Origin of the sequence: uncultured Campylobacter sp., from assembly GCF_938045225.1 — a bacterium.
In the GTDB taxonomy this organism is placed as follows: Bacteria; Campylobacterota; Campylobacteria; order Campylobacterales; family Campylobacteraceae; genus Campylobacter_A.
Genome location: NZ_CALINL010000107.1, coordinates 1 through 24,159 on the forward strand (window position 1 = coordinate 1; position 24,159 = coordinate 24,159).

General features: G+C 45.1%; 24 protein-coding genes and 1 pseudogene. 15 read left to right on the top strand and 10 right to left on the bottom strand.

Translation table 11 applies throughout. The features are described 5' to 3' along the window. Positions 1–7 precede the first annotated feature (7 nt). From dctP to Q0200_RS11910, 4 genes and pseudogenes are all read left to right on the top strand, one after another. Positions 8–1,042, top strand: a complete 1,035-nt coding sequence (dctP, locus tag Q0200_RS04270) for a TRAP transporter substrate-binding protein DctP (RefSeq protein ID WP_297938193.1) — start codon at positions 8–10, stop codon at positions 1,040–1,042. 226 nt (positions 1,043–1,268) lie between these two features. Continuing rightward, a complete protein-coding gene (locus tag Q0200_RS04275; protein ID WP_297938133.1) occupies positions 1,269–1,478 on the top strand; it encodes a hypothetical protein in 210 nt (69 codons plus the stop codon). Positions 1,479–1,496: 18 nt separating this feature from the next. Next, positions 1,497–1,754, top strand: a pseudogene (locus Q0200_RS11905) (NYN domain-containing protein); the annotation flags it as partial. A 78-nt stretch (positions 1,755–1,832) separates the two neighbouring features. Then, positions 1,833–2,060 carry a hypothetical protein gene (locus Q0200_RS11910; RefSeq protein WP_366118246.1) on the top strand — a complete coding sequence of 76 codons (228 nt, stop codon included), beginning with the start codon at positions 1,833–1,835 and terminating at the stop codon, positions 2,058–2,060. A gap of 38 nt (positions 2,061–2,098) precedes the next feature. Here Q0200_RS11910 and Q0200_RS04285 read toward each other — a convergent pair whose 3' ends face one another. From Q0200_RS04285 to Q0200_RS04305, 5 genes are all read right to left on the bottom strand, one after another. Further along, positions 2,099–2,659 (bottom strand): Fe-S-containing hydro-lyase, encoded by a 561-nt coding sequence (locus tag Q0200_RS04285; RefSeq protein ID WP_297938136.1) that lies wholly within the window; start codon positions 2,657–2,659, stop codon positions 2,099–2,101. Positions 2,660–2,668: 9 nt separating this feature from the next. Continuing rightward, a complete protein-coding gene (locus Q0200_RS04290) occupies positions 2,669–3,514 on the bottom strand; it encodes a fumarate hydratase (RefSeq protein WP_297938139.1) in 846 nt (281 codons plus the stop codon). Between the two features lie 209 nt (positions 3,515–3,723). Beyond that, positions 3,724–3,855, bottom strand: coding sequence for a hypothetical protein (locus tag Q0200_RS04295; RefSeq protein WP_297938142.1), 132 nt, complete (start codon positions 3,853–3,855; stop codon positions 3,724–3,726). Positions 3,856–3,924: 69 nt separating this feature from the next. After that, the gene (locus Q0200_RS04300; RefSeq protein WP_295145118.1) at positions 3,925–5,256 is read right to left on the bottom strand and encodes a hemolysin family protein; all 1,332 of its coding nucleotides are present in this window, start codon (positions 5,254–5,256) and stop codon (positions 3,925–3,927) included. 777 nt (positions 5,257–6,033) lie between these two features. Continuing rightward, positions 6,034–6,489 carry a DUF411 domain-containing protein gene (locus tag Q0200_RS04305; protein WP_297938145.1) on the bottom strand — a complete coding sequence of 152 codons (456 nt, stop codon included), beginning with the start codon at positions 6,487–6,489 and terminating at the stop codon, positions 6,034–6,036. Between the two features lie 124 nt (positions 6,490–6,613). Between Q0200_RS04305 and Q0200_RS04310 the strand changes: the two genes are divergently transcribed. The 3 genes from Q0200_RS04310 (at position 6,614) to Q0200_RS04320 (ending at position 8,886) form a co-directional block, all read left to right on the top strand. Next, positions 6,614–7,618: a putative transporter gene (locus tag Q0200_RS04310; protein WP_297938148.1), complete on the top strand. Its 1,005-nt coding sequence runs from the start codon at positions 6,614–6,616 to the stop codon at positions 7,616–7,618. A 181-nt stretch (positions 7,619–7,799) separates the two neighbouring features. Continuing rightward, positions 7,800–8,144 (top strand): hypothetical protein, encoded by a 345-nt coding sequence (locus tag Q0200_RS04315; RefSeq protein WP_297938151.1) that lies wholly within the window; start codon positions 7,800–7,802, stop codon positions 8,142–8,144. Next, a complete protein-coding gene (locus tag Q0200_RS04320) occupies positions 8,077–8,886 on the top strand; it encodes a M48 family metallopeptidase (RefSeq protein ID WP_297938154.1) in 810 nt (269 codons plus the stop codon). Before Q0200_RS04315 ends, Q0200_RS04320 begins: the two co-directional genes overlap by 68 nt. 533 nt (positions 8,887–9,419) lie before the next feature. Here the strand turns inward: Q0200_RS04320 and murI are convergent. Further along, positions 9,420–10,448 (bottom strand): glutamate racemase, encoded by a 1,029-nt coding sequence (gene murI, locus Q0200_RS04325; RefSeq protein WP_297938157.1) that lies wholly within the window; start codon positions 10,446–10,448, stop codon positions 9,420–9,422. Positions 10,449–10,467: 19 nt separating this feature from the next. Here murI and Q0200_RS04330 point away from each other — a divergent pair, with 19 nt between their 5' ends. From Q0200_RS04330 to Q0200_RS04340, 3 genes are all read left to right on the top strand, one after another. Then, positions 10,468–10,797 carry a hypothetical protein gene (locus Q0200_RS04330; RefSeq protein ID WP_297938160.1) on the top strand — a complete coding sequence of 110 codons (330 nt, stop codon included), beginning with the start codon at positions 10,468–10,470 and terminating at the stop codon, positions 10,795–10,797. Between the two features lie 15 nt (positions 10,798–10,812). Further along, on the top strand, positions 10,813–11,232 hold the full coding sequence (locus tag Q0200_RS04335) for a GNAT family N-acetyltransferase (protein WP_297938163.1): 420 nt from the start codon (positions 10,813–10,815) through the stop codon (positions 11,230–11,232). A 113-nt stretch (positions 11,233–11,345) separates the two neighbouring features. Beyond that, a complete protein-coding gene (locus Q0200_RS04340; RefSeq protein ID WP_297938166.1) occupies positions 11,346–11,888 on the top strand; it encodes a hypothetical protein in 543 nt (180 codons plus the stop codon). A 19-nt stretch (positions 11,889–11,907) separates the two neighbouring features. Here the strand turns inward: Q0200_RS04340 and Q0200_RS04345 are convergent, their stop codons facing one another. The 4 genes from Q0200_RS04345 to sodB form a co-directional block, all read right to left on the bottom strand. Next, a complete protein-coding gene (locus Q0200_RS04345; protein ID WP_297938169.1) occupies positions 11,908–14,616 on the bottom strand; it encodes an ATP-dependent RecD-like DNA helicase in 2,709 nt (902 codons plus the stop codon). A 151-nt stretch (positions 14,617–14,767) separates the two neighbouring features. Continuing rightward, positions 14,768–16,873: a ribonucleoside triphosphate reductase gene (locus tag Q0200_RS04350; RefSeq protein WP_297938171.1), complete on the bottom strand. Its 2,106-nt coding sequence runs from the start codon at positions 16,871–16,873 to the stop codon at positions 14,768–14,770. A 333-nt stretch (positions 16,874–17,206) separates the two neighbouring features. Then, positions 17,207–17,569 carry a hypothetical protein gene (locus Q0200_RS04355; RefSeq protein ID WP_297938174.1) on the bottom strand — a complete coding sequence of 121 codons (363 nt, stop codon included), beginning with the start codon at positions 17,567–17,569 and terminating at the stop codon, positions 17,207–17,209. Positions 17,570–17,757: 188 nt separating this feature from the next. After that, positions 17,758–18,408, bottom strand: a complete 651-nt coding sequence (gene sodB / locus Q0200_RS04360; RefSeq protein ID WP_297938177.1) for a superoxide dismutase [Fe] — start codon at positions 18,406–18,408, stop codon at positions 17,758–17,760. A 355-nt stretch (positions 18,409–18,763) separates the two neighbouring features. On the opposite strand from sodB, the gene Q0200_RS04365 reads away from it, so the two are divergent. The 5 genes from Q0200_RS04365 to Q0200_RS04385 form a co-directional block, all read left to right on the top strand. Then, positions 18,764–19,762 carry a DctP family TRAP transporter solute-binding subunit gene (locus Q0200_RS04365; protein WP_297938179.1) on the top strand — a complete coding sequence of 333 codons (999 nt, stop codon included), beginning with the start codon at positions 18,764–18,766 and terminating at the stop codon, positions 19,760–19,762. Positions 19,763–19,768: 6 nt separating this feature from the next. Beyond that, positions 19,769–20,311, top strand: a complete 543-nt coding sequence (locus Q0200_RS04370) for a TRAP transporter small permease (RefSeq protein ID WP_297938182.1) — start codon at positions 19,769–19,771, stop codon at positions 20,309–20,311. Positions 20,312–20,320: 9 nt separating this feature from the next. Further along, positions 20,321–21,604 (top strand): TRAP transporter large permease subunit, encoded by a 1,284-nt coding sequence (locus Q0200_RS04375; RefSeq protein WP_297938185.1) that lies wholly within the window; start codon positions 20,321–20,323, stop codon positions 21,602–21,604. Positions 21,605–21,928: 324 nt separating this feature from the next. Continuing rightward, a complete protein-coding gene (locus tag Q0200_RS04380) occupies positions 21,929–23,125 on the top strand; it encodes a GGDEF domain-containing protein (protein ID WP_297938188.1) in 1,197 nt (398 codons plus the stop codon). A gap of 176 nt (positions 23,126–23,301) precedes the next feature. After that, positions 23,302–24,159 (top strand): hypothetical protein (locus tag Q0200_RS04385; protein ID WP_297938191.1); only part of this gene is annotated, 858 nt, incomplete at its 3' end.

Consider the following 24,159-nt stretch of genomic DNA (forward strand, 5'->3'; position numbering starts at 1 on the left):
TTCAGCTCTGGCTCTATGCGCGGCGATGATGCTTAGCGCGCAGGCTGCGGAAAAATACAAAATCAAACTCGCCTCCACGTACGAGAGCAATGTGCCCGTACTAGGCGACGCTCCGAAAAAATTTAAAGAGCTCGTGGAAAAGATGAGCGACGGCCGTATCGAGGTGCGCGTCGACTACCCGTCCAAGCACAAGGCGGCATTCGCGCTGCTTGATATGGTCAAAAGTACCCAGTACGACGCGGCTTTCACCGCTAGCTACTTTTATAAGGGTAAGGACGCCAAGCTCATGCTCTTTACGACGGTGCCCTTTGGCATGAACAAGGCCGAGCAGGACGCATGGTACGCGTACGGCGGCGGCAAGGAGCTCGCGCAAAAGGTCTTTAACGAGTACGGCATCGTGACCTTTCACGGCGGAAATTTTGGCATGCAAATGGGCGGCTGGTTTAAAAAAGAGATCAAGAGCACGGACGATCTAAAGGGGCTAAAACTGCGCATGACCGGGCTTGGCGGCGAGATAATGGCAAAACTGGGAGTCAATATAAACACGATCCCGATCGGCGAGCTATACATGGCGATGGAGATGAACACGATCGACGCCGTCGAGTGGGTGTGCCCTGCGATCGATATAAATTTCGGCTTTCAAAAGGTGGCTAAATTTTACTACACGGGCTGGCAGGAGCCCGCTAGCGAAAATGAATTTTACATCAACAAAAAGCTCTGGGACAAGCTACCCGCCGACCTCCAAGCTATAGTAGAAACCGCAACCAAGGCTGTAGCGGCCGATGTTTATGAGTCGGCGGTCTATCAAAACTCGCTGGTTCTTGATAAAATCAAAAGCGAGCATCCGGACGTAAAAATCGCCTCGTTCCCGCCCGAGGTCATCGCCGCTCTGCGCAAAGCTACGGACGAGATTCTAGACGAACTCTCAGCCAAAGATGCGACGTTTAAGGAAATTTTGGACTCGCAAAAGGCCTTTATGAAAAAGGCTAGAGTCTGGACGCAGATCTCCGAAAACAGCTACATAAATAGTACTACGGAGTGAGGCTCGACCTGGCTTTAGTCGCCAACTTTCACAGCTAAATTTGAGTTCTGAATTTTTATAAAATTTCACTCAAATTTAGCATCAAATTTAACTGCATGTCACTTAAATTTTATAAAATATACACTCGATCCAAAATCTGCAATCGCATATAAAGTATTCGTACGTTTTATTCATATTAAAACTTTTCTTGCGTATAATTTTTTAAATTTTAAACAAGGAGTTGTAAATGGATGAGTTAAACATAAACGAGGCTCAAGATGCCATTTCCAGTATTATCCCATTAATGACAAAAGCCATGGATACATCGATATCGCGTTTGGTCGTATTGATCGACTCGGATAATGTGCCTTACGACAGCATAAGTAAAACATTAAACGAGCTAGAAAAATATGGAGAAATAACCCTAAAGAGAGCATACGGAGATTTCACGATATAAAATTCAAAACAAGGTTGGAAGAAATTTTGCACAGAAAATGCCATAAATATGATACAAACACCACAATATCGCAAGGGTAAAAATACGACAGATATAACTCTTACCATACAGGCAATGCTAATGCTTGCTTCTAATTTATATGACGGTTTTTGCATAGTATCTAGCGATAGCGATTTTACTCCGCTGGCAATGGTGTTAAGGGAGTACAACAAAAAGGTCTATATAGCCGGCAATAGCCAAACTCCAGAAGCCCTAAGGAAAGCTTGCAATAAATTTATTCCTCTTGAAGACAGCAAAGATAATAGATCAACAGAACGAGTCAATCCATCATTACCAATAGATTTCTCAGAACACTTGTACAAAATATTTGAAAAATCAGAGGATGGCTGGCTACCTGCATCTACTCTTGGTAAAAAAATAAAAGATGAGGGCTTAGATTATCAAACAATTCATCCTGCAATAAGATACAGATCTTTTAACGATTTTATAGAAAAAAATCCAGATATTTTTGAATACAATATGAGAGAAAATGGCAAAGATCCGTCAAACAACAAAAATATGTATGTTAGACTCAAGGCCTAAAAATCGGTTACGCACAATGACGCAACCGATTAAATTTTTTATATTTTTTTATACGGAGCTTGTCCGACTTCGTAGAAGTTATTACCCTCGCTATCTATCGCTACGATAGCCGGGAAATCCTCGACCGTGAGCCTTGCGACCGCCTCAGGGCCAAGCTCGGGATAGGCTAGCACTTCGTACTTTTTGATACTCTGGCTAATCAGCGCGCCCGCACCCCCGATAGCGACCATATAGACGCAGCCTGATTTTTTCATCGCTTCGACGACGGCCTCAGAGCGGTAGCCCTTGCCTATCATGCCGTTGATGCCCACTTCGTTTATCATCGTAGGAGTGTATTTGTCCATGCGGCCGCTAGTAGTAGGTCCCGCAGCGCCTATGACGTCGCCCGGTTTTGCGGGGCTTGGCCCTAGGTAGTAGATCGTCTCGCCGGCTAAATTTACGGGCAATGCCTCGCCGCGAGCCAAAGTCTCGGTTAGCGCCTTGTGCGCGGCGTCGCGAGCTGCGATGATGGTGCCGCTTATTAGTACGTTGTCGCCCGCTTTTAGGCTTTTTACGACATCTTTATCAAACGGCGCGGTTATCTTTTTTACTTCTGACATCTTTTCTCCTTAAATTTCAGCTTCGGCGTGGCGAGCGGCGTGACAGTTGATGTTGATGGCGACCGGCAGGCCCGCGATGTGGGTCGGGTACCACTCGATGTTTACTTTTACCGCGGTCGTGTCGCCGCCTAGTCCTTGCGGTCCGACGCCCGTTTTGCAGGCGAGCTCTAGTAGCTCCTCCTCTAGTTTGGCATACCGCGGGTCGGGGTTTTTGCTGTCTGCGTCGCGAGCGGCGGCGTATTTTGCCATTAGCGCGGCCTTATCCATCGTGCCGCCTATGCCTACGCCGATCACCATCGGAGGGCAGGCGTTTGGACCAGCTAGCTTAACTGTGTCTAAAAATACCTTTTTCACGCCCTCTAGGCCGTCTGCGGGCACTAGCATCTTTAGGGCTGATTTGTTCTCGCTACCAAAGCCTTTTGGGGCCACTTTTATGTGGATTTTATCGCCTCTTACTATCCTTACGTTTATGACGGCAGGGGTGTTGTTTGTCGTGTTTTTGCGCTCAAAGATCGGGTCGTTTACGACTGATTTGCGCAGGTAGCCGCCCACGTAGCCGTCTTTTACGCCCTCGTTTATCGCGTCTTCTAAAAATCCGCCCTCGATGTGCACGTCTTGACCGATATCGACGAATACGACCGCCATGCCAGTGTCTTGGCAGATCGGCGCGATGCCCTTTTGGGCTAGATCGGCGTTTTGGAGTACCTTGCCTAGGATATCTTTGCCTATAGGCGAGCTCTCGTTTTCTCTAGCTTTTTCAAAAGCCGCTCTCATATCGGGCGTTACGACGTAACAGGCCTCTTTGCAAAGCTCGCTGACGGTTCTGGAGATTAATTCCGCTTGAACTACTCTCATCTGTCCTCCTGTGTTAAATTTGTTTTATAAATTTCAAAATATAGAATTTAATTTTTATCTCTTATTAAATTTCGCGAAGTTTATCAAAATAAGCTAAAAAGTTAGATTAAATTTGTGGATTTTGAGAGAGTCTGAGAGAAAAATGGGCTGAAATTTAGCAAGGTAAATTTAACGGCAATCCTGCAAGTCTTGGCCAAACGGCGGCAAATTTAAAGCGATGTGGCAAGCTCAAATTTAACGAAACGGCTTAAATTTGAGCTGATTTTTACTGGCGAGGCGGCGTCTTTCAAATTTAGATCGGTTTTAATTTGAGAAGCCGTTTGCGCGCCTAAAATTTTCAAAAGCCGAATCCGTCCTCAAATTTGCGACCAAATTTACGCCCGGCCCGCAAAAGCAAGGCGCAAATTTGCCTAGTCCTCATCCTCTTTTTGCTCAAATTTTCTGCGCACTTTGACGCTTGAGATGCTAGCGCCGTCCATCTTGCGCACTTCGTAGTAGCAGTTTTCGTCCTCGATCTTGTCGCCTACAACCGGCAAGCGTCCGATGAGATTAAAGACATACCCGCCGATCGTTAGCTCCTCAGTCTCGTCGGCAAAGCTTATCCCCATCAGCTCTTCGACGCTCTCTAAATCAAAGCGCCCCTGAAACTCGTAGATATTTTCGTTGATCTTTTTGTAGTGCGGGTCGGCGTCGTCGTGCTCGTCGTTAAAGTCGCCCAGGATCTCTTCCATTATATCTTCCATCGTGAGCAGGCCCGCCGTGCCGCCGTATTCGTCCACGACTAGAGCGGCGGAGATTTGCTGCTTGTTCATCATGACTAAGATTTTAGATATCGAGAGGTTTTCGGGCACGATGACGAATTTTCGCACGATGCTGTCAAATTCGCGCTTTTTGTTACCCAGGTCGATTTGCAAGATATCTCTGATATGGATCATGCCTAGTATCGCATCCTTGCTGCCGTCGATGTAGGGGTAGCGCGTGTATTTGGAGTCAAAGATCACTTTGATGTTTTCTTCATAGCTTTTTTGCTTGTTTATGCAGACCATATCGCGGCGCGGAGTCATTATTTCTTTAGCCACCGTGTCGGAGAAATCGACCGCTTTTTTGATGATCTCGGTCTCAAAGCTATCTAAAACGCCGCCCTTTAGGCTCTCGCCAACGATGATTTTTATCTCTTCTTCGGAGTGGGCTAGCTCGCTCTCTTTGGCTGGTTTGATGCCTAAAATTTTAAGCGAAACGCCGGCTAAGAAATCAAAAGTCTTGATAAGCGGTGAGAAAACTACCCAAAATACATGTAGTGGACGCGCGATGGCAAGGACCGCTTTTTCAGATTTTGCGATGGCGACGGACTTTGGCACTAGCTCGCCTAGCACCACGTGCATGAGCGTGATCAGCGTAAACGCGATCGCAAACGCGACGGTATGGACTAATATATCGTTTAGATTAAAGTATGTTTTTAGCGGTTCTTCTATCAGTCTAGCGACCGCTGGTTCGCCGATCCAGCCAAGAGCCAATGAGCTTAGCGTGATGCCTAGCTGTGTGGCGGAGAGGTAGGTGTCGAGGTTGTTTGACATATCAAGCGCGGTTTTCGCGTTTGGCACTTTGTCCTTAGCAAGCTCCTCTAGGCGAGTCTTGCGGACTTTGACTATGGAAAATTCTGATAAGACGAAAAAAGCGTTTAGAAATACGAAGAAAAACGCGAGAGCGATCATAAAAAGTGAGTCGGCGCTACTGGGGTGCAATTAAAATCCTTAAAAAATTAAAATGAAATGCGGCGATTATAGCAGAAAATCGGGAATTTTAAACTGAAAGCGCATTTTTGCCGCCTCTAGCGCGAGCGAGCGCCGCGGGGGCTATTTTGCCGCGTTTTAGCGCTTTTGGTCGCGTGCGCGCCTTGCTTGCGGCTTAAATTTGAGCGCAAATTTGACCTCCGCGCTAAACTTGTAATACAAATATTGCTTATTTTATGCGGCCTTTGGTCTAAATTTGCGAAAATTATTTAAATTTGAGTTCAAATTTGACGCGCCTAGACCCGCACCGCAAAAATGCCGACGGTTAAATTTATAAAATTTAAACCGAGCTTACGCCGTCAAATTTAGCGGCAAATTTAACGCGTTAAATGCTAAAACTGCAGTTTGCCGCCGTTTGCCTTCGCGCCGTTTACGAAGTCGATCGCTATTTTTTGGCAGGCCTTTTTGTCCTTTTTCTCAAGGCACAAAGCCTCAAGCTCCTCTTAACTCATACCTTTGTAATCAGCCACCGTTTTGGTCGTCCCGCCCATATAAAGCCACGTGAGAAAGCCCAAAATAAACAGGATAAAAATTAGTCTCGCCACGCCCGCTCCTTTGTAAATTTATCTTAATGATACAGCGGCGGCGGTTAAATTTAGCTTGATTTTGTGCTAAATTTGACGAGATGCAGTACTCAAATTTAAAAAATAGTCTCGCGGTAAAACTCGCCGCGAAACCCGGTAAAACGATGGCCGCGGCGTTGGTAAATTTTACGCCGATCTCGCTAAATTATTTTACCTTCTTGCCTTTTTTATAGCTTGCAAAAACTTCGCTCGTACCGTCCTTTTTAAACGCAATCACATCGTAATCCTCGACGATACCGCCCTGCTCCATGCCTGGGCTTCCCAGCGGCATGCCGGGTACCGATATGCCCACGACGTCAGACGGTTTGGCAGCTAAAAGCGCCTTTATCTCTTCAGCCGGCACGTGCCCCTCGATAGCGTAACCTCCGACTATACCGGTGTGACAACTAGATAGCTCCGGCGGAACGCCGTATTTGTTTTTCGTTTCAATTATCGCGTTTGTTTTGTGCTCTACGATCTCAAAGCCGCTTTTTTTCATTATCTCGCCCCACTTTCCGCAACAACCGCAGTCCAGGCTTTTATAAACTTCGATCGTCTCGCCGCCCAGAGCCGCCGACGCAAGCGCCGCAAATAGCGCAAATCCCAAAATAGCCTTTTTCATTTTCATCCTTTGTAAAAAATTCGCCGGATTTTAACGTAATACGCATAACAGTAATCTAACGCGCGTAAATTTAGCGTGGTTTTGCTATACTTTGCGACTAAATCTCAAATTTAAAGGCAAATAGATGTTTTCGTCGTTTTTCGTGAATAAAAAATGGGCCGCATGGGCGTATTTCGGGCTCGCGGCGCTGCTAATCTCGACCTACGCGCAAGTGCAGATGATAGTGCTCCTAAACAACTGGTACAAGGACTTTTACGATATCTTGCAAAACGTCAAAGATCACACGATAGACGATTTTTGGACTTGCGTGCTTAGATTTGCCAAGATCGCCTTCCCGTATGTTCTGCTTGCGACGATGACGAACTATTTCACGCGCCTTTGGACGTTCAAGTGGCGCGAGGCGATGACGTTTGACTACATAAAATACTGGCGAAACGTCAAAACCGATATCGAAGGCAGCTCACAACGTATCCAAGAGGACATCTACCGCTTTGCTAAAGTAGTGGAAAATTTAGGCTCGCAAGTAGCCGACGCCGTGATGACGCTCATCGCCTTTATACCGATACTTTGGGCGCTTAGCGGGCAGGTCGATATCCCGGTGCTCGGCAAAAGCGAAGGCTCGCTCGTGTGGATCGCGCTAACGGTTAGCATCGGAGGACTCGCGATTTCATGGTTTGTAGGCATCAAGTTGCCGGGCCTTGAGTACAACAACCAAAAGGTCGAAGCCGCGTTTAGAAAAGAGCTCGTTTACGCCGAGGACGACAAGGCAAACTACGGCGCGCCCGAGAAGCTTGAAGGGCTATTTCACGATCTAAAACGAAATTATTACAGGCTATTTTTACACTACGGATACTTTGACATCTGGAGATATATGTTTGGTCAAAGCATGGTCATCGTCCCGCTCATCGCAATGGGCCCTAGCGTTCTTGCAGGCACTATAACTCTGGGCGTGATGATGCAAGTCGTAAACGCCTTTAGCCAAGTGCGCGGATCGCTCGCGGTGTTTATGAACAACTGGACGGTCATCACGGAGCTGCGCTCTATCCACAAAAGACTTAAGGAATTCGAAAAAAATATCGAGTATAAGCGCGTTAAGCTGGATGAAAATTTACAAAGCGAGCCGGCGTAAATCAGGCTCTTTTAAATTTAGCTTTTGATTACGCAGCAACTTGCCTTATTTGACTCGCGCCCATGCCGCGGGCCGCTCAAATTTAGCTTTGACTCGGACGCAAATTTAACAAATTTGACGGCTCGCTCGGCTGCAAATTCGGCAAGTTTAACAAACTCGCGACTTTTTTAAATTTGACGACTTGTGGGCGGCGATCGAATTTGAGCTTGCGAGCCGCGCCTCAGCCGACCAAACCGAGCCACTAAAATTTGCCGAATTTGACCCGAATACGCAAAACGCAAACCCGTTTAAACCCACCCCCAAACGGAGCTCAAATTTACGCCATCAAATTTCCAAAACTCAAATTTACCCGCCATTTCTTTACAAATTTGCCGCCGTTAAGCCAAATTTAAACGCCTATTTACGAATTTATAGCCGTTTTAGAGGTATAATCGCCAAAATCTCGCAAAGGATGAAAGATGACGATAAGAAAAATTATTTTACTCGCCGTATTTACCGCGACGATGCTGACGGGCTGCTTCACTAGCTCGACTAGCGGCGGTGCGCTAGGCGAAAACAGACGCCAAATGTTTCTAGTCGGCGAACAAGAGATGAACGAGGCCGCGGCCAAAGCCTACGTAGAGACGCTAAGCGGTGCGCGCAAAAAAGGCGCTCTAAACATCGATCCCGTGATGACAAAAAGGGTGCAAGACGTCGCCAAACGCCTGATCGCGCAGGTCGGGGCGTTTAGAGAGGATGCGCTCAAGTGGAAATGGGAAGTAAACGTAATCGACGAAAACACGATAAACGCGTGGTGTATGCCCGGCGGCCGTATCGTCGTTTATAGCGGCATCATCAAAAATCTCTCGCTCACAAACGGCGAGCTAGCCGCCGTCATGGGGCACGAGATCGCGCACGCGCTGCGTGAGCATAGCCGCGAGCAAGCCAGCACGGATATGCTCAAAAACGTCGGCATTTTCGCCGTTTCGCAAGCTGCGGGACTGGGTGATCTAGCTACCGGCGCTATGAATATGGCCGCTCAGTACACCATCTCGTTGCCCTTTTCTCGCTCGCACGAGCGCGAGGCCGACCACATCGGCACGGAGCTGATGGCGCGGGCAGGCTACGATCCTAAAGAGGCGGTAAACGTATGGGTCAAAATGTCGCAAAAAAGCGGCGGCAGCGTGCCTGAGATACTAAGCACCCACCCGTCTAGCCAAAGCCGTATCGCCGATCTGCGCGAGGTCGCGGCCAAGCTCGAGCCGGTGTATCAGCAAGCTAAAAAGTAAAATTTAGCTTGCCTAGCGGCTCTTTTAAGCGCTTGCGGTTGGCCGTTTTAGGCGATCGTGCGGGCGTTTTATATATTTTGCAAGGCGGATAGAGGAGTGCAACAAGCTCAGATAATGTCCGCCGCATGTTAAAAATTTAAACTCTTATTTCAAATTTGCCGCCGAGTTTTTGATTTGTTACGAAGGCGGCAAATTTATTTTTGCTTATGATTTTTGCTTGAGTCTTGCTTTTGGTTGTCAAATTTGCTAGTAATTTTATAAATTTACGTCGAATTTGCCCTCGCATGCCGATAGTTGGCGTTAAATTTACAATCGCTGTCTGTGTCAAATTTACTTTATGCGATTTTGCTTTTCGAAAAACTCCTCGTAAAAGTCGCTGCATCTGCGAAAATTTGACGCGATCAATTTATTTTGCCGTGCCGCTTTTTGAGTGATGTCGCATGGGCGATTTTTTCTTTGCTGTTCTAGCCAAATTTAACAATCCGCACTGAATTTATAGTATATTTACGCCGTTAAGCGCCATAAATATATCGCTAACCAATCTCCCGCATCGCATCGAGCCGATTTAAAAATATCTCTACCTTGCGTAACTGCGCCGCATCTAGCGCCCTGCTCGAGTAAAAATACTCCACGCTGTTGCCGTTTGGGTAGTAAATTTTGCCGCCGTCTCCGTCGCACTCTTCTGCACCCTGCTCGCCGCCGCGCTCGCCCCGCTTGCTCTCGCCTCTTACGCTCTGTTCGCCGCGTGCACCTCGCCTTTCCGCGTCAAATTTACTGACTTGCGCCGATAAATTCGTATCAAATTTTACGCCGCCGTCTGCATTAAATTTAGCCGTCCGCGAGGGCAAATCCTCGCCGCGCGCAAGCTTTAGCCCTCCGCCCAGCTCGCTAGCTAGGCGGTTTAGCGTGCCGCCTATGCCGTCGATGATGCGCACGTGTGGCGGCAAAATTTCGCGCAAAACGTCCTTGAAATAGTTAAAATGCGTGCAACCAAGCACGAGCGAACCGAGGCGCTCAAGCTCAAATTTACCCAGTTCCTCTCGCAGATAGGCTCGAACTGCGGGCGAATCAAACTCCAAATCCTGCGCAAACTCCACGAGACGCGGTAACGCCAGGCTCCACGTCTCGCACTCTAGCCGCCCCACGAGGCGCGCTAGCTTTTCGCCGGCGATCGTTAGCGGCGTGGCGATGAGCAGCGTAGGGCGCGCGCCGAAGCTGTCCGCGGCGAGCTTGACGGCGGGCTCCATGCCGATGACGGGCACGCTAAATGCGCTGCGAAGCTCCAAGATAGCCGCGCTCGTGGCGGTATTGCAAGCAACGACGACCGCGTCCGCGCCGTGCGCGACCAAAAACCCCACCGCATCGAGGCTCAGCCGCACGATCTGGGCCCTACTTTTCGTGCCGTATGGGACGTGATCCTCGTCGGCAAAATACAAAAACTCCGCCCCGCTAAACCGCCGCAGAGCCTCAGCCAGCACGCTCAGCCCGCCGATACCCGAGTCAAAAAACGCTATTTTCAAATCTTTATCCGAGGTTAAATTTAAAAAGAGATTATAACTCAAATTTACGGCGATTTCGCCTTTGGACGCAAATTTTGCCTTTTTGCGGCGGCTAGGTACGCACCTTTATCGACATTCAAATTTGACGTTTTCGTTGCTGTTTTTAATCAAATTTGGCGTAAAATCAGTTAAAATGAACAAAAGGCTCAAAATGCAAGAAAATCTCGCCCACGCAAAATACGAAATCTCGCGCGCCATCAAGGCCGATCTCGCCGCCATCACGCGCATTTATAACGCAAGCGTTTTAGAGCGAAACGCCACGGCCACGCTGCACCCCGTGGGCATAGAGGAGCGCCAAGCGTGGTTTGACGTGCACGAGGCGGCAAATCGCCCGATATACGTGCTACGCTAGGTTTGCGACGCAAATTTGACGAGCGGAGACGGCGAAACCTTTGAGGCTGATTGCGAGAGAAAATTTGACCAAAAGCACGAAAATTTGGGCGTGCAAAAGATAGGCGCCGTAAACCAAAAAGGCAAAATCTTAGCCTGGGGTAGCCCTAGCGACTATCATCCGCGCGAGGATTACCGCATCACGGCCGAAATCAGCGTCTATGTCGCGCCTGAGGCTCGCGGCAAGGGGCTTGGCGGACGGCTAGTAAATTTTATGCTTGAGCGCGCGCCCGAATTTGGCATCAAAAACATCGTCGCGCTGATATTTTCCAGCAACGCAGCAAGCCTAAATTTGTTTGCAAAATTCGGTTTTGCGCGCTGGGGCGAACTACCCGAAGTCTGCTATATGGGCGGTAAAATCGAGAGCCTGACGATACTGGGTAAGAAACTTGGTTAAAATCTGCTCTGCCACAATAGGGCAAACAAAAGCGCTTCTTTGATACGCTAAAATTTAGTCCTGCGAGGTAAATGACGGAATTCAGCAAGAGTCTAATTGTCCACATAAAACCTATGATTTTTTTCAAACCCACACCAAATCAAAGCAAAGAGGAAGCATACAAAGCATGGTACTATCTGTACGAGGGGTATGAAAATTTTACGCTTGATTTCAAGGATTGCTACTCCACCGTGCGCGCTAAACAGCAGTTCATCCTTTCGTGGGATCACTCGGACTTTTACGGCGAGTTTTTCGTCGCTAGCGTGTCCGACGATATCAAGCAAAGCTGGAGGCTGGCGAGCTTTAGCGACGCCGATAACCTGCTCTCGACCGAGTTCGTGCCGAGCTTCGACGAGTCTCTAGGCGTAAAAGAGGGCAGAGACGTAAGCGACTACTACGTCACGGGCATGGATGCGCAAGATAAGTTTATTTATCTGCTCTCGAAACAATACTCAAGCATTCCAAAGCTTGATCCGTGTAGCAGAAAGATCGTGGAGGTTTATAGCTTTGAAGGCGTGAGCGACGCCCATACGCTCGCTATCAAGGATGGAAAATTTTACGTCACGACGAGAGAAAACGGGCGAATAAAGTTTTCGTTTTTGAGAGATAAAATTTAAGCCGTCTTTTGGGTGGCTTTTATTTCTTTAATTTCTGTAAAAAATCAATATCTTTATTGCTGTTTCTTTTTTTAAAGCTTTCTAAAATTTTCTTTTCGACTTCCGGCGACCAATATATTTGTAGATTTTCCTTCGCTCTGGTTATTGCTGTATAAAAAATATTATGCGTTATCATTTCATCAACTTCGCTACTTATTGCTACTTTTACAGTTTTGTACTCCAAGCCTTGTGCTTTATGAATTGAAATAGCGTATGCCACATGGAACGGTACGATAGTTTCTTCATCATTATTTTCAGGATTCCCCTCCTCATCAGCCGTTCCGTATTGATTAACATAAAATTTTATCACCGATTTATCGCTATTCTCCAATAACTCAAAATCATACTTTTGTGCATCTAGTCCAGTTATTGATTTTTCAAGTTCTATGCTAAACCAAATTCGTTTTTCTTCAAGCTCAATATTAACAATTTTTCCTTTCATATTATTGTAAATAAGCGGTTTAAATCTTTCTACCTCATTAAACAAAATGGGATCGCCGATCTTATATCTATGAAGACCCCATTCTACAGCTTTTGCTTTATTGGTTTCTTGCAAAATAGTATTTAGGTTATTAATACCATATAATCCATCGTAATTAAGACATAAAACAATCTCATCATCACTAGCTTCAAAACTTAAATCTTCTAATTTTTGCGAATAGCTTTCTCTTTGTAAAATTTCACTAATACAATCACCAAAACTTCTTACTTCATCCCAAAGTTTTAAAAGTTTCTTGTCTTTTGTTCTATATGTTTTTTCTAATGTAAAAGTTGCCTTATCAAGAAAACTCTGAGCGATTTTAAACCAATTGCCAAATGATATCGCTTCTATCTGATATATGTCCCCTACTAAAAGAATGAGCTCAAATTTTACTTTATTGAGTACTTTTTGCATATCATCATTGCTTATTGTACTACATTCATCGATAATTAGAACATCGCATTTTGTGTCTGTACCCGCTATTAATTTAGCAACTGTTTTAAATTCGCTTTTTGAGCTCGCAGCAATACGTCTTTTTAAATTATCTACAGCAGTATTTGTATTGGCTAAAAATATTTTACTATTTTCTTTAAAAAATTGTGATACGTAATCGATTAAAGTCGTTTTACCAGTACCGGCTGCGCCATAAATCAAGGCGACCTTTGATTTCTCAAATAGATTAATAACAATATTTTCTTTTTCTTTATCATCAATTAGCGTCGAATTGTTCTTTATCCACTCTTTTGCAGAATTTGAGTAGTTTTGAATACCGCTCTGTGTCAATTTGTCAAGCCCATCAATAATTTCGATAGATTTTTCGACATATTCTTTGATATAAAAGTGACTTTGAAATTCCTCAATTCTCCTACCAGTATGCCCTTTTGGATTCTTTTCGTTTCCTGACCATAATTTTGAGTTAAATTGAGATATTAGATTATCTATATTGTTGAAATTAAATTCCTTTTTATCAACAAACAGGCTTCCACTATTTTCACTCCTACTTTTTAATGCTCTAGCAAATAATTCATGCTCCCTTCCACTTGTATCTATACATTCTAACAAATCATAAAAGTTAGGATTGTGATTTATTAAAGATGTAGCAAACGGCATTTGCTCAAAAGGAAGGCATTTTGAATTTAGCTTTAAATCCGATAGGCATCTATCTTCATTATTTGGAAGTTGCTTTTTTATTACTTGATTACGTAAGTTGTGTAGTAAATACCTAATTGTATTTCTACCATCTTTGGTAACTACCTTTGCCTTATCTAAAATATCAAAAATATGCGAAACTTGTCCTTTAGAAATAATGTTTCTTTTTATATCTTGGTAATCATAACTATCAATCAAATCGACTAGGCTAATTTTCTTACGTGTCAAAAATCGCATTAATTCTTTATATTCGCTTGTTCTATTTATTTTTTGACTACATTCAAAAATCTTACCAAAATTTTGCAATTCAGCTGGTCTAATAGAAACTTCCCAACTGTCAATGATTTTTACCTGCAGTGATTTGTTTAGAATTTCTATATTTTCATTACAAATCCATAAATTGACAGCATAATTATCAAAAATTCCAAATTTACAAAATGCAATTAGTTTATCAAATTTGCTAAAATTATCAACAGCATTAACAAATGTTACCTCATAATAAATTTGGTCTTTTACTATAAAGGGCTTTACTTTTGTCACATAGTAAGCATTACCTTCTTTGCCAGAATTACTTAAAACACTTTGATTCTCTATCTTTTCTGCAATTTTTTCATAGTATTCCATAAATTGCTTATCTAAATTAAGCGGAAAATTACTTAAATTTTTAAGAACTTCAATGTTATATTTTTCTTTTAAAAAAATCTTGCATTCGACTAAATATATGAAGTACTTTAACATCAAACGTTCAGAAGAGTTTTCACTAAGCGTATAATGTGAAACAGCTTTTTGTAAGAAATCATGAAATTTAACCAATAATGCATAATTTCCTTTTCTTGATTTTACATATTTAATGGCATTTTCATTAATTACTCGCTGATGATCGTTGGTATCTATTTTTTCTTCGCTAGAGTGAATTTTTTGAAAAATATACTCTACTAAATTTCTAAGCTGAGATAAGATAACTTGACTAACGAATCCTCGTTCATCACACAAGTTATTATTTGCAAGATTTTTATCTATGTTTTCGCAGGTTATTAAGATTTGATTATTAAAATCCATTTCCATCCTTAAACCAAAATACTATTTATTCTATAAAAGATTGTTCTTTACAAAACAATAAGTCGGATTCTTGCTTGGCTAAAGTATGCCAATAAAGCCAAACACAATAAATACCATTGGACAAAACCCAGCTTCGCCGCTCAAATTTAGCCTATTTTACGCTATTTTCAGCCTTAAATTTAGCCAAAAGTTCCTCGTCGCATTTTGGGCAGTATTCATGCTCGCCGCTGATGTAGCCGTGTTTGGCGCAGACGCTAAAGACCGGCGTTATCGTGATGTATGGCAGCTTGTAGTTGCTGACCACGCCGCGCACGAGGTCTTTGCACGCTTCGGCCGAGCTGATGCGCTCTTTCATGTATAGGTGCAGCACCGTGCCGCCGGTGTAGGAGCTTTGCAGTTCGTCTTGCAGATCGAGCGCCTCGAACGCGTCGTCGGTGAAATTTGCCGGCAGCTGCGTGGAGTTGGTGTAGTAGATATTTTCGCCAAAACCGGCCTGGATGATGTCTGGATAGCGCTTTTTGTCCTCTTTGGCAAAGCGATACGTCGTGCCCTCGGCAGGCGTGGCTTCGAGGTTATAAAGGTTGCCGGTGCTCTCTTGAAACTCGCGAATTTTACCGCGTAAAAACTCGATCATCTCGGTTGCAAACTCTCGCCCGAAATCAGTAGCGATATTTTCCTTGTCGTTCGTGAAATTTCGCAAAAGCTCGTTCATGCCGTTGATGCCGATGGTGCTAAAGTGGTTGTTAAAGTGTTTTAGGTAGCGCGCGGTGTACGGATACAGGCCGCGTTCGTACATCTCTTGGACAAAGGCGCGCTTTTTTTCGAGTGTGGATTTGGCTAAATTTAGTAGATATTCAAGGCGGGTATAGAGTCCCTTTTTATCGCCCTTATACAGATAGCCTAGGCGAGCTAAATTTAGCGTTACGACGCCGATACTGCCCGTCATCTCCGCGCTGCCGAACAGCCCTCCGCCGCGCTTTAGCAGCTCGCGTAAATCTAGCTGCAAGCGGCAGCACATCGAGCGCACGTGGCCCGGCTTATAGGCTTTGTCGTTTGCGACGCGGTTGCCGTTTTCATCGACCGTATACTGAGAGCCGACGAAATTTTGAAAATAGCTCGAGCCCATTTTTGCCGTATTTTCAAAAAGCACCTTCGCCACCTCGCTGTCCCAGTCGAAGTCCTCGGTGATATTTACCGTAGGGATCGGGAAAGTAAATGGCTGCGAACACTTGTCGCCCTCGGTCATGATCTCGTAAAACGCCTTATCTATGCGGTTCATCTCGGGCTCAAAGGCGCGGTAGGTCATATCCGTTAGCTTGTTAAAACCGCGCTTAGCGGCCTCCTGCGCTAGCTCTGCGTCCTCTAGGTCGCTAAATATATGCCTATCCTCGCGCGTAGGTATCTGGTCGCGCAGATCGCTCGGGCAGGTGATATCGATCGTTACGTTGGTAAACGGACTCTGGCCCCAGCGAGCGGGTACGTTTAGGTTAAAGATAAAGCTCGTTATCGCCTTTTTGATCTCTTTATCGCTTAGCTTGTCGCGGAAAACGTAAGGCGCAAGATATGTATCAAAGCTGCTAAACGCCTGCGCGCCCGCCCACTCGCTTTGTAAAATTCCTAAGAAATTAGCCATCTGATACAGCGCCTCTCTAAAGTGCTTGGGCGCCTTGCTCTCGACCCTGCCGCGCACACCGTTAAAGCCCTCGTTTAAAAGCGCTCTTAGGCTCCAACCCGCGCAGTAGCCAGTAAGGCAGTCAAGATCGTGGATGTGATAGTCGCCGTTTCGGTGTGTGAGGCCCTCTTCTTTGCTATACACCTTATCTAGCCAGTAGTTGGCGATGACCTTGCCTGCGGTGTTGTTGATGAGGCCGGCGTTTGAGTAGCTGGTGTTTGAGTTGGCGAGAATTCGCCAGTCGGTGCCGTTGATATACTCGCTGATGGTTTGGGTGGAGTTGATGTAGGTCGTATCTTCGTTTAGTCCTAAAATTTGCTCGCGCTGAAGCTTGTGCGTGTGGCGGTAGAGCATAAAGCTCTTCATCACGTCGAAGTGTCCCGCGTTAAAAAGCGCCTTTTCGATATAGTCTTGCACGTCCTCGACGCTCAAAACTTCGCTATCAAACACGTGCCCCATCACGTCTAAAAAGACCTTGTCGTCGTACTCTTTGGACTCGCTTTCAAAGGCTTTTTTGATCGCGTCTTGGATTTTATACGGGAGATATTCTTGCTTCGTGCCGTCGCGTTTTAGGATAAATTTCATTTCGTTCCTTACGTTAAATTTTGGTGATAAATTTGACGAAAGTATAGGCAAAGTTGGCTTAAAATTTAGTGACCGAAATTTGCTCTCAAGGCATTTTGAAAATGTCATTTTTAAGTTTAAAATAGCTCTTAAAGCGCGTATATCTGGGGATTTTATAGAGGGCTTATAAATTTTAAGATAAAGCCGTTTTTAATAAGAGATATTAAATTTGAGCAAATTTAAAAGAAAGATAAAATGCAATCGAAAGTTCAAATTTGACGAGATTTTGCGGGAATTAAATTTGATAAATTTGAGCAGGAGAGAGTCCCGCCGTAAAATTCGGCGGGAAAGTTTTTATTCGTCGTATCTTAAGAAAATATCCTCGCCGCCTTTTTCAAGGTTTAGGATACCTTCGCCGCGTTTAAACGTTATCTCGGCGCCGTTGTCGCCGGCTAATCTTACGCCGCTTGCTGTGACTGCGTTTTTAAGATTGATTTTGTGACCTTTGCTGTCTTCTAGCAGGGCTGTGTTAAATTTATCGGTAGAGCTTAGTCTAACGACGTATTTCGGATCGTTTACGCCCGTAAATTTAATAACTTCAGCTTCTGATTTGGTGATTTGTGCTTTGTTTGCGCTCTCGCTTTTGTGCGCATGGCAACCGCTAAGCATAGCAACTGCAGCAAAAGCCGCCAAAGATGAAACTAAAAACTTCTTCATTTTCGTCCTTTTTTGTGAAATGAGACTCGAATATTACTTCAAAATAGTTTATATAAAGTAAACTTAGCCAAGAAGGAGTCCTCGTTCAAAGCTAAGTTTACTCGCGGGCTTACGCTTATTTAGAAAATAAGCCGCCGCAAATTTATCGCCGCTCTTAAAAAGCTCGCGATATCAGCAAATTTTCGGCATTAATGGCAGCCGCAACCGCAGCAAGATTTAGCACCGCCGTGAAGCTCGGAAACGTAAAATTTAACAGAATTTAGCCCCTCTTTTAACGCCCACTCGTAAGCACTCGAGACGAAATCCCAGTTGATATTTTCAAACAACTTCTCCAAATACGCCGGGCGCGCGTTTCTGTGATCGACGTAGTATGCATGCTCCCAAACGTCCGCGACTAGAAGTGGCACAAGGCCGTCAGTTACCGGAGTTTGCGCGTTGCTTGTTTGTACGATTTGCAGTTTGTCCTCTTTTGGATTGTAAACTAGCCATGCCCAGCCGGAGCCAAAAAGCGTAGTCGCAGCTTTTAAAAACTCCTCTTTAAAATTTGGAATATCTTTTTCCAAGCGAGCTTTTAGCTCGTCGCTCATTTGGCTTTTTTTCGCGATGCAATCCCAGTAAAAGTCGTGGTTATAGACCTGAGCCGCGTTGTTAAACGCGCCGCCCGAGCTTTTTGTTAGGATATCAAAGAGGCTAGCACCCTCAAATTCGGTACCTTTTATCAAATTATTTAGGTTATTGACGTAGGTTTGGTGGTGTTTGCCGTGGTGGTAACTACAGGTTTCTTCGCTTACGACGGCGTTTGCTTTCGGATCGAAAGGCAGTTTTCTAAGTTCAAACATAATTTTTCCTTTGTAATAAAATTTATCCGTATTATAGCAATAAAATAGTAATTAATTTATTAACGCGCAAACTAACCCGCCTATACTTCCGTTTTATCAAATTTGACTCGTCTCGCCGCGCGAAAAGATCAAATTTGATAAAATAATGTGTATTTTCGTAACATTTAGTCTTTTTAGTATTATATTTTACTTTGGCTTGCTCTCAAATTTGACAGTCAAATTTGAGAGATTGTTACATATTTACACATAAATTTGAAATTTATTGCAAAAAGTCGAAACATTTTCACGCAGCCGCTTTTTTATGAATTATAATTGCACCTAGCTGAATTAGCTAATCTTTTAAAAAGGATCACAGATGAAAATTAAGTTACTTTCCGCACTGCTTCTTTCTTGCGCGCTGGCCGGAAGCGCATTTGCCGCAGATAAAACATACACGATCAAATTTGCTCACGTCGTGGCCGCCTCTACGCCAAAAGGCAAGGCTGCGGACTTTTTTGCCAAACGAGTCGGCGAGCTTAGCGGAGGAGCGATTAAAGTCGAGGTATATCCTGCCGCATCGCTGATGGACGACGATAGGGTTTTTGGAGCGCTGAAACTTGGCAACGTACAGATGGCCGCGCCTAGTTTTTCTAAATTTACGCCGATAGTGCCGCAGTTTCAGCTTTTCGACCTGCCGTTTATCTTTAGAGACAACGCCCATCTTTACGCTGTTCAAGACGGCGAAGTCGGACAAGCTCTAAAAGATATGATCGCTAAAAAAGGCTTCATCGCGCTTGATTTTTGGGACGCTGGATTTAAGCACTTTAGCTCAAGCAAAAAGCCGATCGTAGAGCCTGCGGACGCTAAGGGGCAAAAATTCCGCATCCAAAGCTCAAAGGTGCTTGAAGAGCAGATCAAAGTAGTCGGCGGCAACCCGCAAGTATTGCCTTTTTCAGAGGTTTATCCGGCCCTTCAACAAGGCGTAGTCGATGCGACGGAAAACCCGCTTTCAAATTTCTATAACTCCAAATTTTACGAGGCGCAAAGCTCTCTAACGCTTTCATCTCACGGATATTTGGGCTACCTAGTCGTTTTTAGCGAGAAGTTCTGGAAAGGCTTGCCTGATGATATGAAGGCTCACGTAAAACAAGCTCTAAGCGAAGCTACGACTTACGAGCGCGAAGAGACGGCTAAAGAAGAAGAGCACATTTTAGGCGAGCTTAAAAAATTCGCAAGCGAGACTAAAAAGCTTGAGATCATCGAGCTAAATGCTGACCAAAAGGGCAAATGGGCAGAGGCTATGAAGCCGATTTATCCGAACTTCTACAACGTGATCGGTCAAGATTTGATAGAAAAAACGATAAATACGAAGTAGGCTTTTATGGGTAAATTTTTTGAGATTTTAGATGTCGGCATTGCCTCGGTAAACAAAACCGTAGCGGTGCTAGGCATCGCCGCAGGCACGCTGCTAGCATTCATTAACGTCGTTATGCGCTACTGCTTTAACACGGGCTGGTCGTGGGCCGGCGAGCTAACCAACTATCTTTTTATCTGGTCGGCGTTTTTTGCCGCCGCTTACGGCTTTAGAAAGGGCATTCATATCTCGGTTACGATTTTGATCGAGAGATTTCCCGCTCCTATCGCCAAGGCCTACCTCATCTTCGCAAACATCTTAACGACGGTATTTTTGATATTTGTCGTGGTTTATAGCGTGCAGTATCTGCAGGTGATGTACGAGCTTGATTTCATGAGCGTGGATTTAGGCGTGCCGCAGTGGGTGCCGATGCTAGTGCTTCCGATCGCTTTTTTAGGAGCCAGCTACCGCGCCGGAGAGAAAATTTTCCAGATCGCTATGACGCCTTCGGATAAAGTCATTATAAACAATGAAGCCGAGATGATACGCGACTCGGTCAAGAAAAGCTAAGGAGAGCCTATGACCATCGCATTTTTGTTTATCTCGCTATTTGGCCTTATGCTTATAGGCGTTCCCGTCGCCGTTTCGCTTGGAGCTAGTACGGTTATCACGATGCTTCTTTTTACGGATCTTGACGTCGCGACGATACCTCAGCTCATCTTTGACGGTATCAATAAATTTGCCCTTATGGCGATCCCGATGTTTATCTTAGCCGGAAATTTACTGAGCAAGGGCGGCTCTGCTAGACGCATTATAGATTTTGCTAAATCCATGGTCGGACATCTACCGGGCGGCCTGCCGATGAGCGCGATATTTGCGTGCGTTATATTTGCCGCGGTTTCTGGCAGCTCGCCCGCTACGGTCGTAGCGATAGGATCTATCATGTTTGTCGCTATCAAAGAAGCCGGCTACCCAAAAGAGTACGCCGTGGGTGGCATCACCACCGCGGGCTCTCTAGGCATCCTCATCCCGCCTTCCGTCGTTATGATCGTTTACGGCGTTACGGCCGAGGTCAGTATCGCGCAGCTATTTATGGCGGGCGTGGTGCCTGGACTGATGCTAGGCGGTATGATGATAGCGCAGACTTATATCGGAGCAAAAAGGCTTGGATTTAAAGCTACTACGCCAGAGCCTTGGAGCGAGCGAGTAAAAAAATTCGGTAAGGCGTTTTGGGCGCTGCTAATCGTAGTAGTCGTTATCGGTGGTATCTACGGTGGCATTTTTACGCCGACAGAGGCTGCGGCGGCGAGCGCGATATATGCGCTGATTATTTCGCTATTTGTTTATAAAGATATCAAATTTAAAGACCTGTGGGATATCTGCCTAGAGTCTGCCATCACGACGGCGATGATATTTTTCATCATCGCAAACGCGGTCGTGTTTGCGTATCTGCTAACTAGCGAAAACATCCCGCAAACGATAGCGGACAGCATCCTAGCCGCAAATATCGGCAAAATCGGTTTTTTAATCATCGTAAACGTCCTGCTTTTCATCATGGGACAGTTTATGGAGCCTTCATCGGTCGTGATGATTATGGTGCCGCTACTGCTACCGATCGCGACTGCGCTAGGCGTGGATCCGGTGCACTTCGGCATCCTGCTCATCGTAAATATGGAAATCGGCATGATTACGCCGCCTGTCGGACTAAATTTATTCGTAGCAAGCGGCCTAACGGGCATGAATCTAAAAGACGTCATCGTCGCGTGCTTGCCGTGGACTTTGACGCTATTTATCGGGCTTATTTTAGTGACGTATATCCCGGAGATTTCGCTTTGGCTACCGAGGCTGATGTACGGAGGCTGATTAAATTTGCAAATTTACGGCGACTCGCGTGAGCTTATACGGCTCGGCGGTCGGTCCGTAAATTATGCGCTCCTTTAGTTGCCCGCATTTTGTTTGGGCTTAATTTCTTGATGTTTTTGTGGTTACAGCGGGCTTTATCAAATTTTATAAATTTAACAAAGTCCGCTATCTCCTTTTCGCCGATATTTATCTCAAATTTCAGCAATCAAATTTACAAATTTTAAACTCGGCGCAAATGGCTAATTTTAGCTACTCCGAAAAATCACGCAAAAGCCACTTTAAAGCTTATCTGATGTAACATAGCCAAAAATCATAAGAGGGATTATGTATCGCGTCAGACTGCATATATGCTTAACTCAAGATATAAAAAACAAACTTGAGCGATGGAGTAAAATCCCGCCTAGACCGCGGTTTGAACACAAATTTGAGATGCTAAAAAGCACCTGCGATATCCCTGCATTTATCCCCGATGGGCACCAATATCTAGTCATAGCAAGCGAGCGTTGCGAATTAAATTTATCCGAACTAAAAAACCGTATCGGCAAAAAGGGTTTTTTAGCGATTTATGCGCATCATTCCGAAAATATCGCGAGCGAACAAAAAGAAGCCGCCGATGAAATTTGGCCTGCAGTTGCAAATTTGGACGATTTTTATATACAAAAAGCACTAAATTTAATCGCCGAACGCAAAGAAGCATGGCTGCAAAAGGCCTGGCTAGAAACCATCATAACCTCATCTCCCGATACGATCTGGTTTAAGGACGCCGACGGATTATATATAGATGTAAAAGAATTCCTCAACGGCTCGAATGCATATTGCGCCCAAAACGCTTCCTATGAACGCTTGGGCCGTGCCGCGACAAGCGAGACTAGTCTCCTTAGTGAAGATATTGTAAAAGCAGACGGCAAACTAAACAAACTAAAAACATATAAGACGCCGATATTTGACGGCACGACGATTATCGGCACCATTGGCATCGCTCGCGACGTGACGAAAGAGTACGAGTACCTGCAAAACATCGAGCATCTAGCCCACTACGACCAACTTACGGGACTAGCCAACCGCAACCAGCTGGACGCCTTTTTAAGTAAGCTAAAAACTACGCGTATGAGCATACTTTACATGGATCTAGACCGCTTTAAGCAGGTAAACGACGAGCACGGACACCAAGCCGGCGACAAGGCCTTAGTCGCAATATCAGATCTAATAAAAGAGATTTTTAACGATGCTATGAACGTACGTATCGGCGGGGACGAGTTTATATCGATATTTACAGACGGCGCAAATATGCAAAGCATAGCGCCTCGCGTGCAAATTTTGATCGACCGATTTTTTAAAATTTGTCAAGAAAATCCGCTATTTAACGGACTATCCGTGAGCGCGGGTATCGCAGAAGGCCAGATCGGGCACGGCTCGTTTGACCTGCTACTTCAGCGCGCCGACGATGCTCTTTATAGGGCTAAACACGCGGGTCGCGGCACCTACTGCATAAATCCCCGGGAAGACTTTGAGCAAAAATAGATTTACGCTCGCGTTTGTCGGCCGGTAGCGATGCGGCGCAAATTTACGGCGACTAGTCAGCGCACATGCGCCTTGGCGGCTGACCGTAAATTTGATATCGCTTCTTATCTTTTACTCTAAATTTTATTCAAATTTTGCCGATATCGTTAGAAAGCCAAATTTTAAAAGGATTTTAGATGATAGGCGGCGTAAACGGATTTAACGCAAATGCAAATTTCGATTTTAGCGGCGCTCGCGGGCAAAATTTAAAAACGCGCGAGGAAAAAGAAGCGGCGAATTTGATGTCAAATTTGACGGCACAGATTAATTACGATACGGTAAATCCAAGTGAATTAGACTACGACCAACTAAAAATCTGGGCGGACAAGGTTGATCCAGAAAAACTAACGGGTAAAAATTTAAGCATGTGGCTGGGCGTAAAAATGGGGTTTGAAAAAGTTGTGGATGATTGGCGTAAAGAGCTCGGACTAAAGCCTGACGAACCGGTATTTGTAAGGAGGATATTTTCTCTAAGCGGCTACACTAAGGACGATAAAATTAGCATCTGGGGCAAGATGAACGGACTTGATCCGAGTACCGACAAAGAAAAAGCCGCCGAGCTAAAAAGCTTCGTAGATAGCACGCAAGCTCTGATCGCGCACGCGGGCGATCCATCCGATATATTTAGGCAGGACGTCTTTAGCGTGGATAAGTTTTTGAGTAAATTTAACGTGGATCTGGGCGGGTTTGGCACAGGGCTTGGCATGCGTAGCGGCAACGGCCTGATAATGGACGCCAGGGCCTCGAAGCTACTGGATTCAGATATGAGCGAGGAGGAGTTTAAAGATAAATGGCTCGAGTACGCGGCAAATAAAATCCTAGGCAAATACGCAAACGTCAAAATTTCACTCAAGGACGGCGCGCTAAATTTCGACCAAACGCCCGCAAAAGAGCGCATTACGCTTCTGGGACAAGAGATAGAAGATCGCGTGAGCTACGCGGACGAAGCGAGCAAAAAAGAGTTTTTTAAATTTCTAAAAGACGTATTTAAAAAC

Coding starts and splice junctions, on each gene's coding strand:
- Q0200_RS04275 (WP_297938133.1), top strand. CDS start 1,269: ATGGATGAGTTAAACATAAACGAGGCTCAAGATGCCATTTCCAGTATT.
- Q0200_RS04285 (WP_297938136.1), bottom strand. CDS start 2,659: ATGTCAGAAGTAAAAAAGATAACCGCGCCGTTTGATAAAGATGTCGTA.
- Q0200_RS04290 (WP_297938139.1), bottom strand. CDS start 3,514: ATGAGAGTAGTTCAAGCGGAATTAATCTCCAGAACCGTCAGCGAGCTT.
- Q0200_RS04305 (WP_297938145.1), bottom strand. CDS start 6,489: ATGAAAAAGGCTATTTTGGGATTTGCGCTATTTGCGGCGCTTGCGTCG.
- Q0200_RS04310 (WP_297938148.1), top strand. CDS start 6,614: ATGTTTTCGTCGTTTTTCGTGAATAAAAAATGGGCCGCATGGGCGTAT.
- Q0200_RS04320 (WP_297938154.1), top strand. CDS start 8,077: ATGACGATAAGAAAAATTATTTTACTCGCCGTATTTACCGCGACGATG.
- Q0200_RS04340 (WP_297938166.1), top strand. CDS start 11,346: ATGATTTTTTTCAAACCCACACCAAATCAAAGCAAAGAGGAAGCATAC.
- Q0200_RS04345 (WP_297938169.1), bottom strand. CDS start 14,616: ATGGATTTTAATAATCAAATCTTAATAACCTGCGAAAACATAGATAAA.
- Q0200_RS04350 (WP_297938171.1), bottom strand. CDS start 16,873: ATGAAATTTATCCTAAAACGCGACGGCACGAAGCAAGAATATCTCCCG.
- Q0200_RS04355 (WP_297938174.1), bottom strand. CDS start 17,569: ATGAAGAAGTTTTTAGTTTCATCTTTGGCGGCTTTTGCTGCAGTTGCT.
- sodB (WP_297938177.1), bottom strand. CDS start 18,408: ATGTTTGAACTTAGAAAACTGCCTTTCGATCCGAAAGCAAACGCCGTC.
- Q0200_RS04365 (WP_297938179.1), top strand. CDS start 18,764: ATGAAAATTAAGTTACTTTCCGCACTGCTTCTTTCTTGCGCGCTGGCC.
- Q0200_RS04370 (WP_297938182.1), top strand. CDS start 19,769: ATGGGTAAATTTTTTGAGATTTTAGATGTCGGCATTGCCTCGGTAAAC.
- Q0200_RS04375 (WP_297938185.1), top strand. CDS start 20,321: ATGACCATCGCATTTTTGTTTATCTCGCTATTTGGCCTTATGCTTATA.
- Q0200_RS04380 (WP_297938188.1), top strand. CDS start 21,929: ATGTATCGCGTCAGACTGCATATATGCTTAACTCAAGATATAAAAAAC.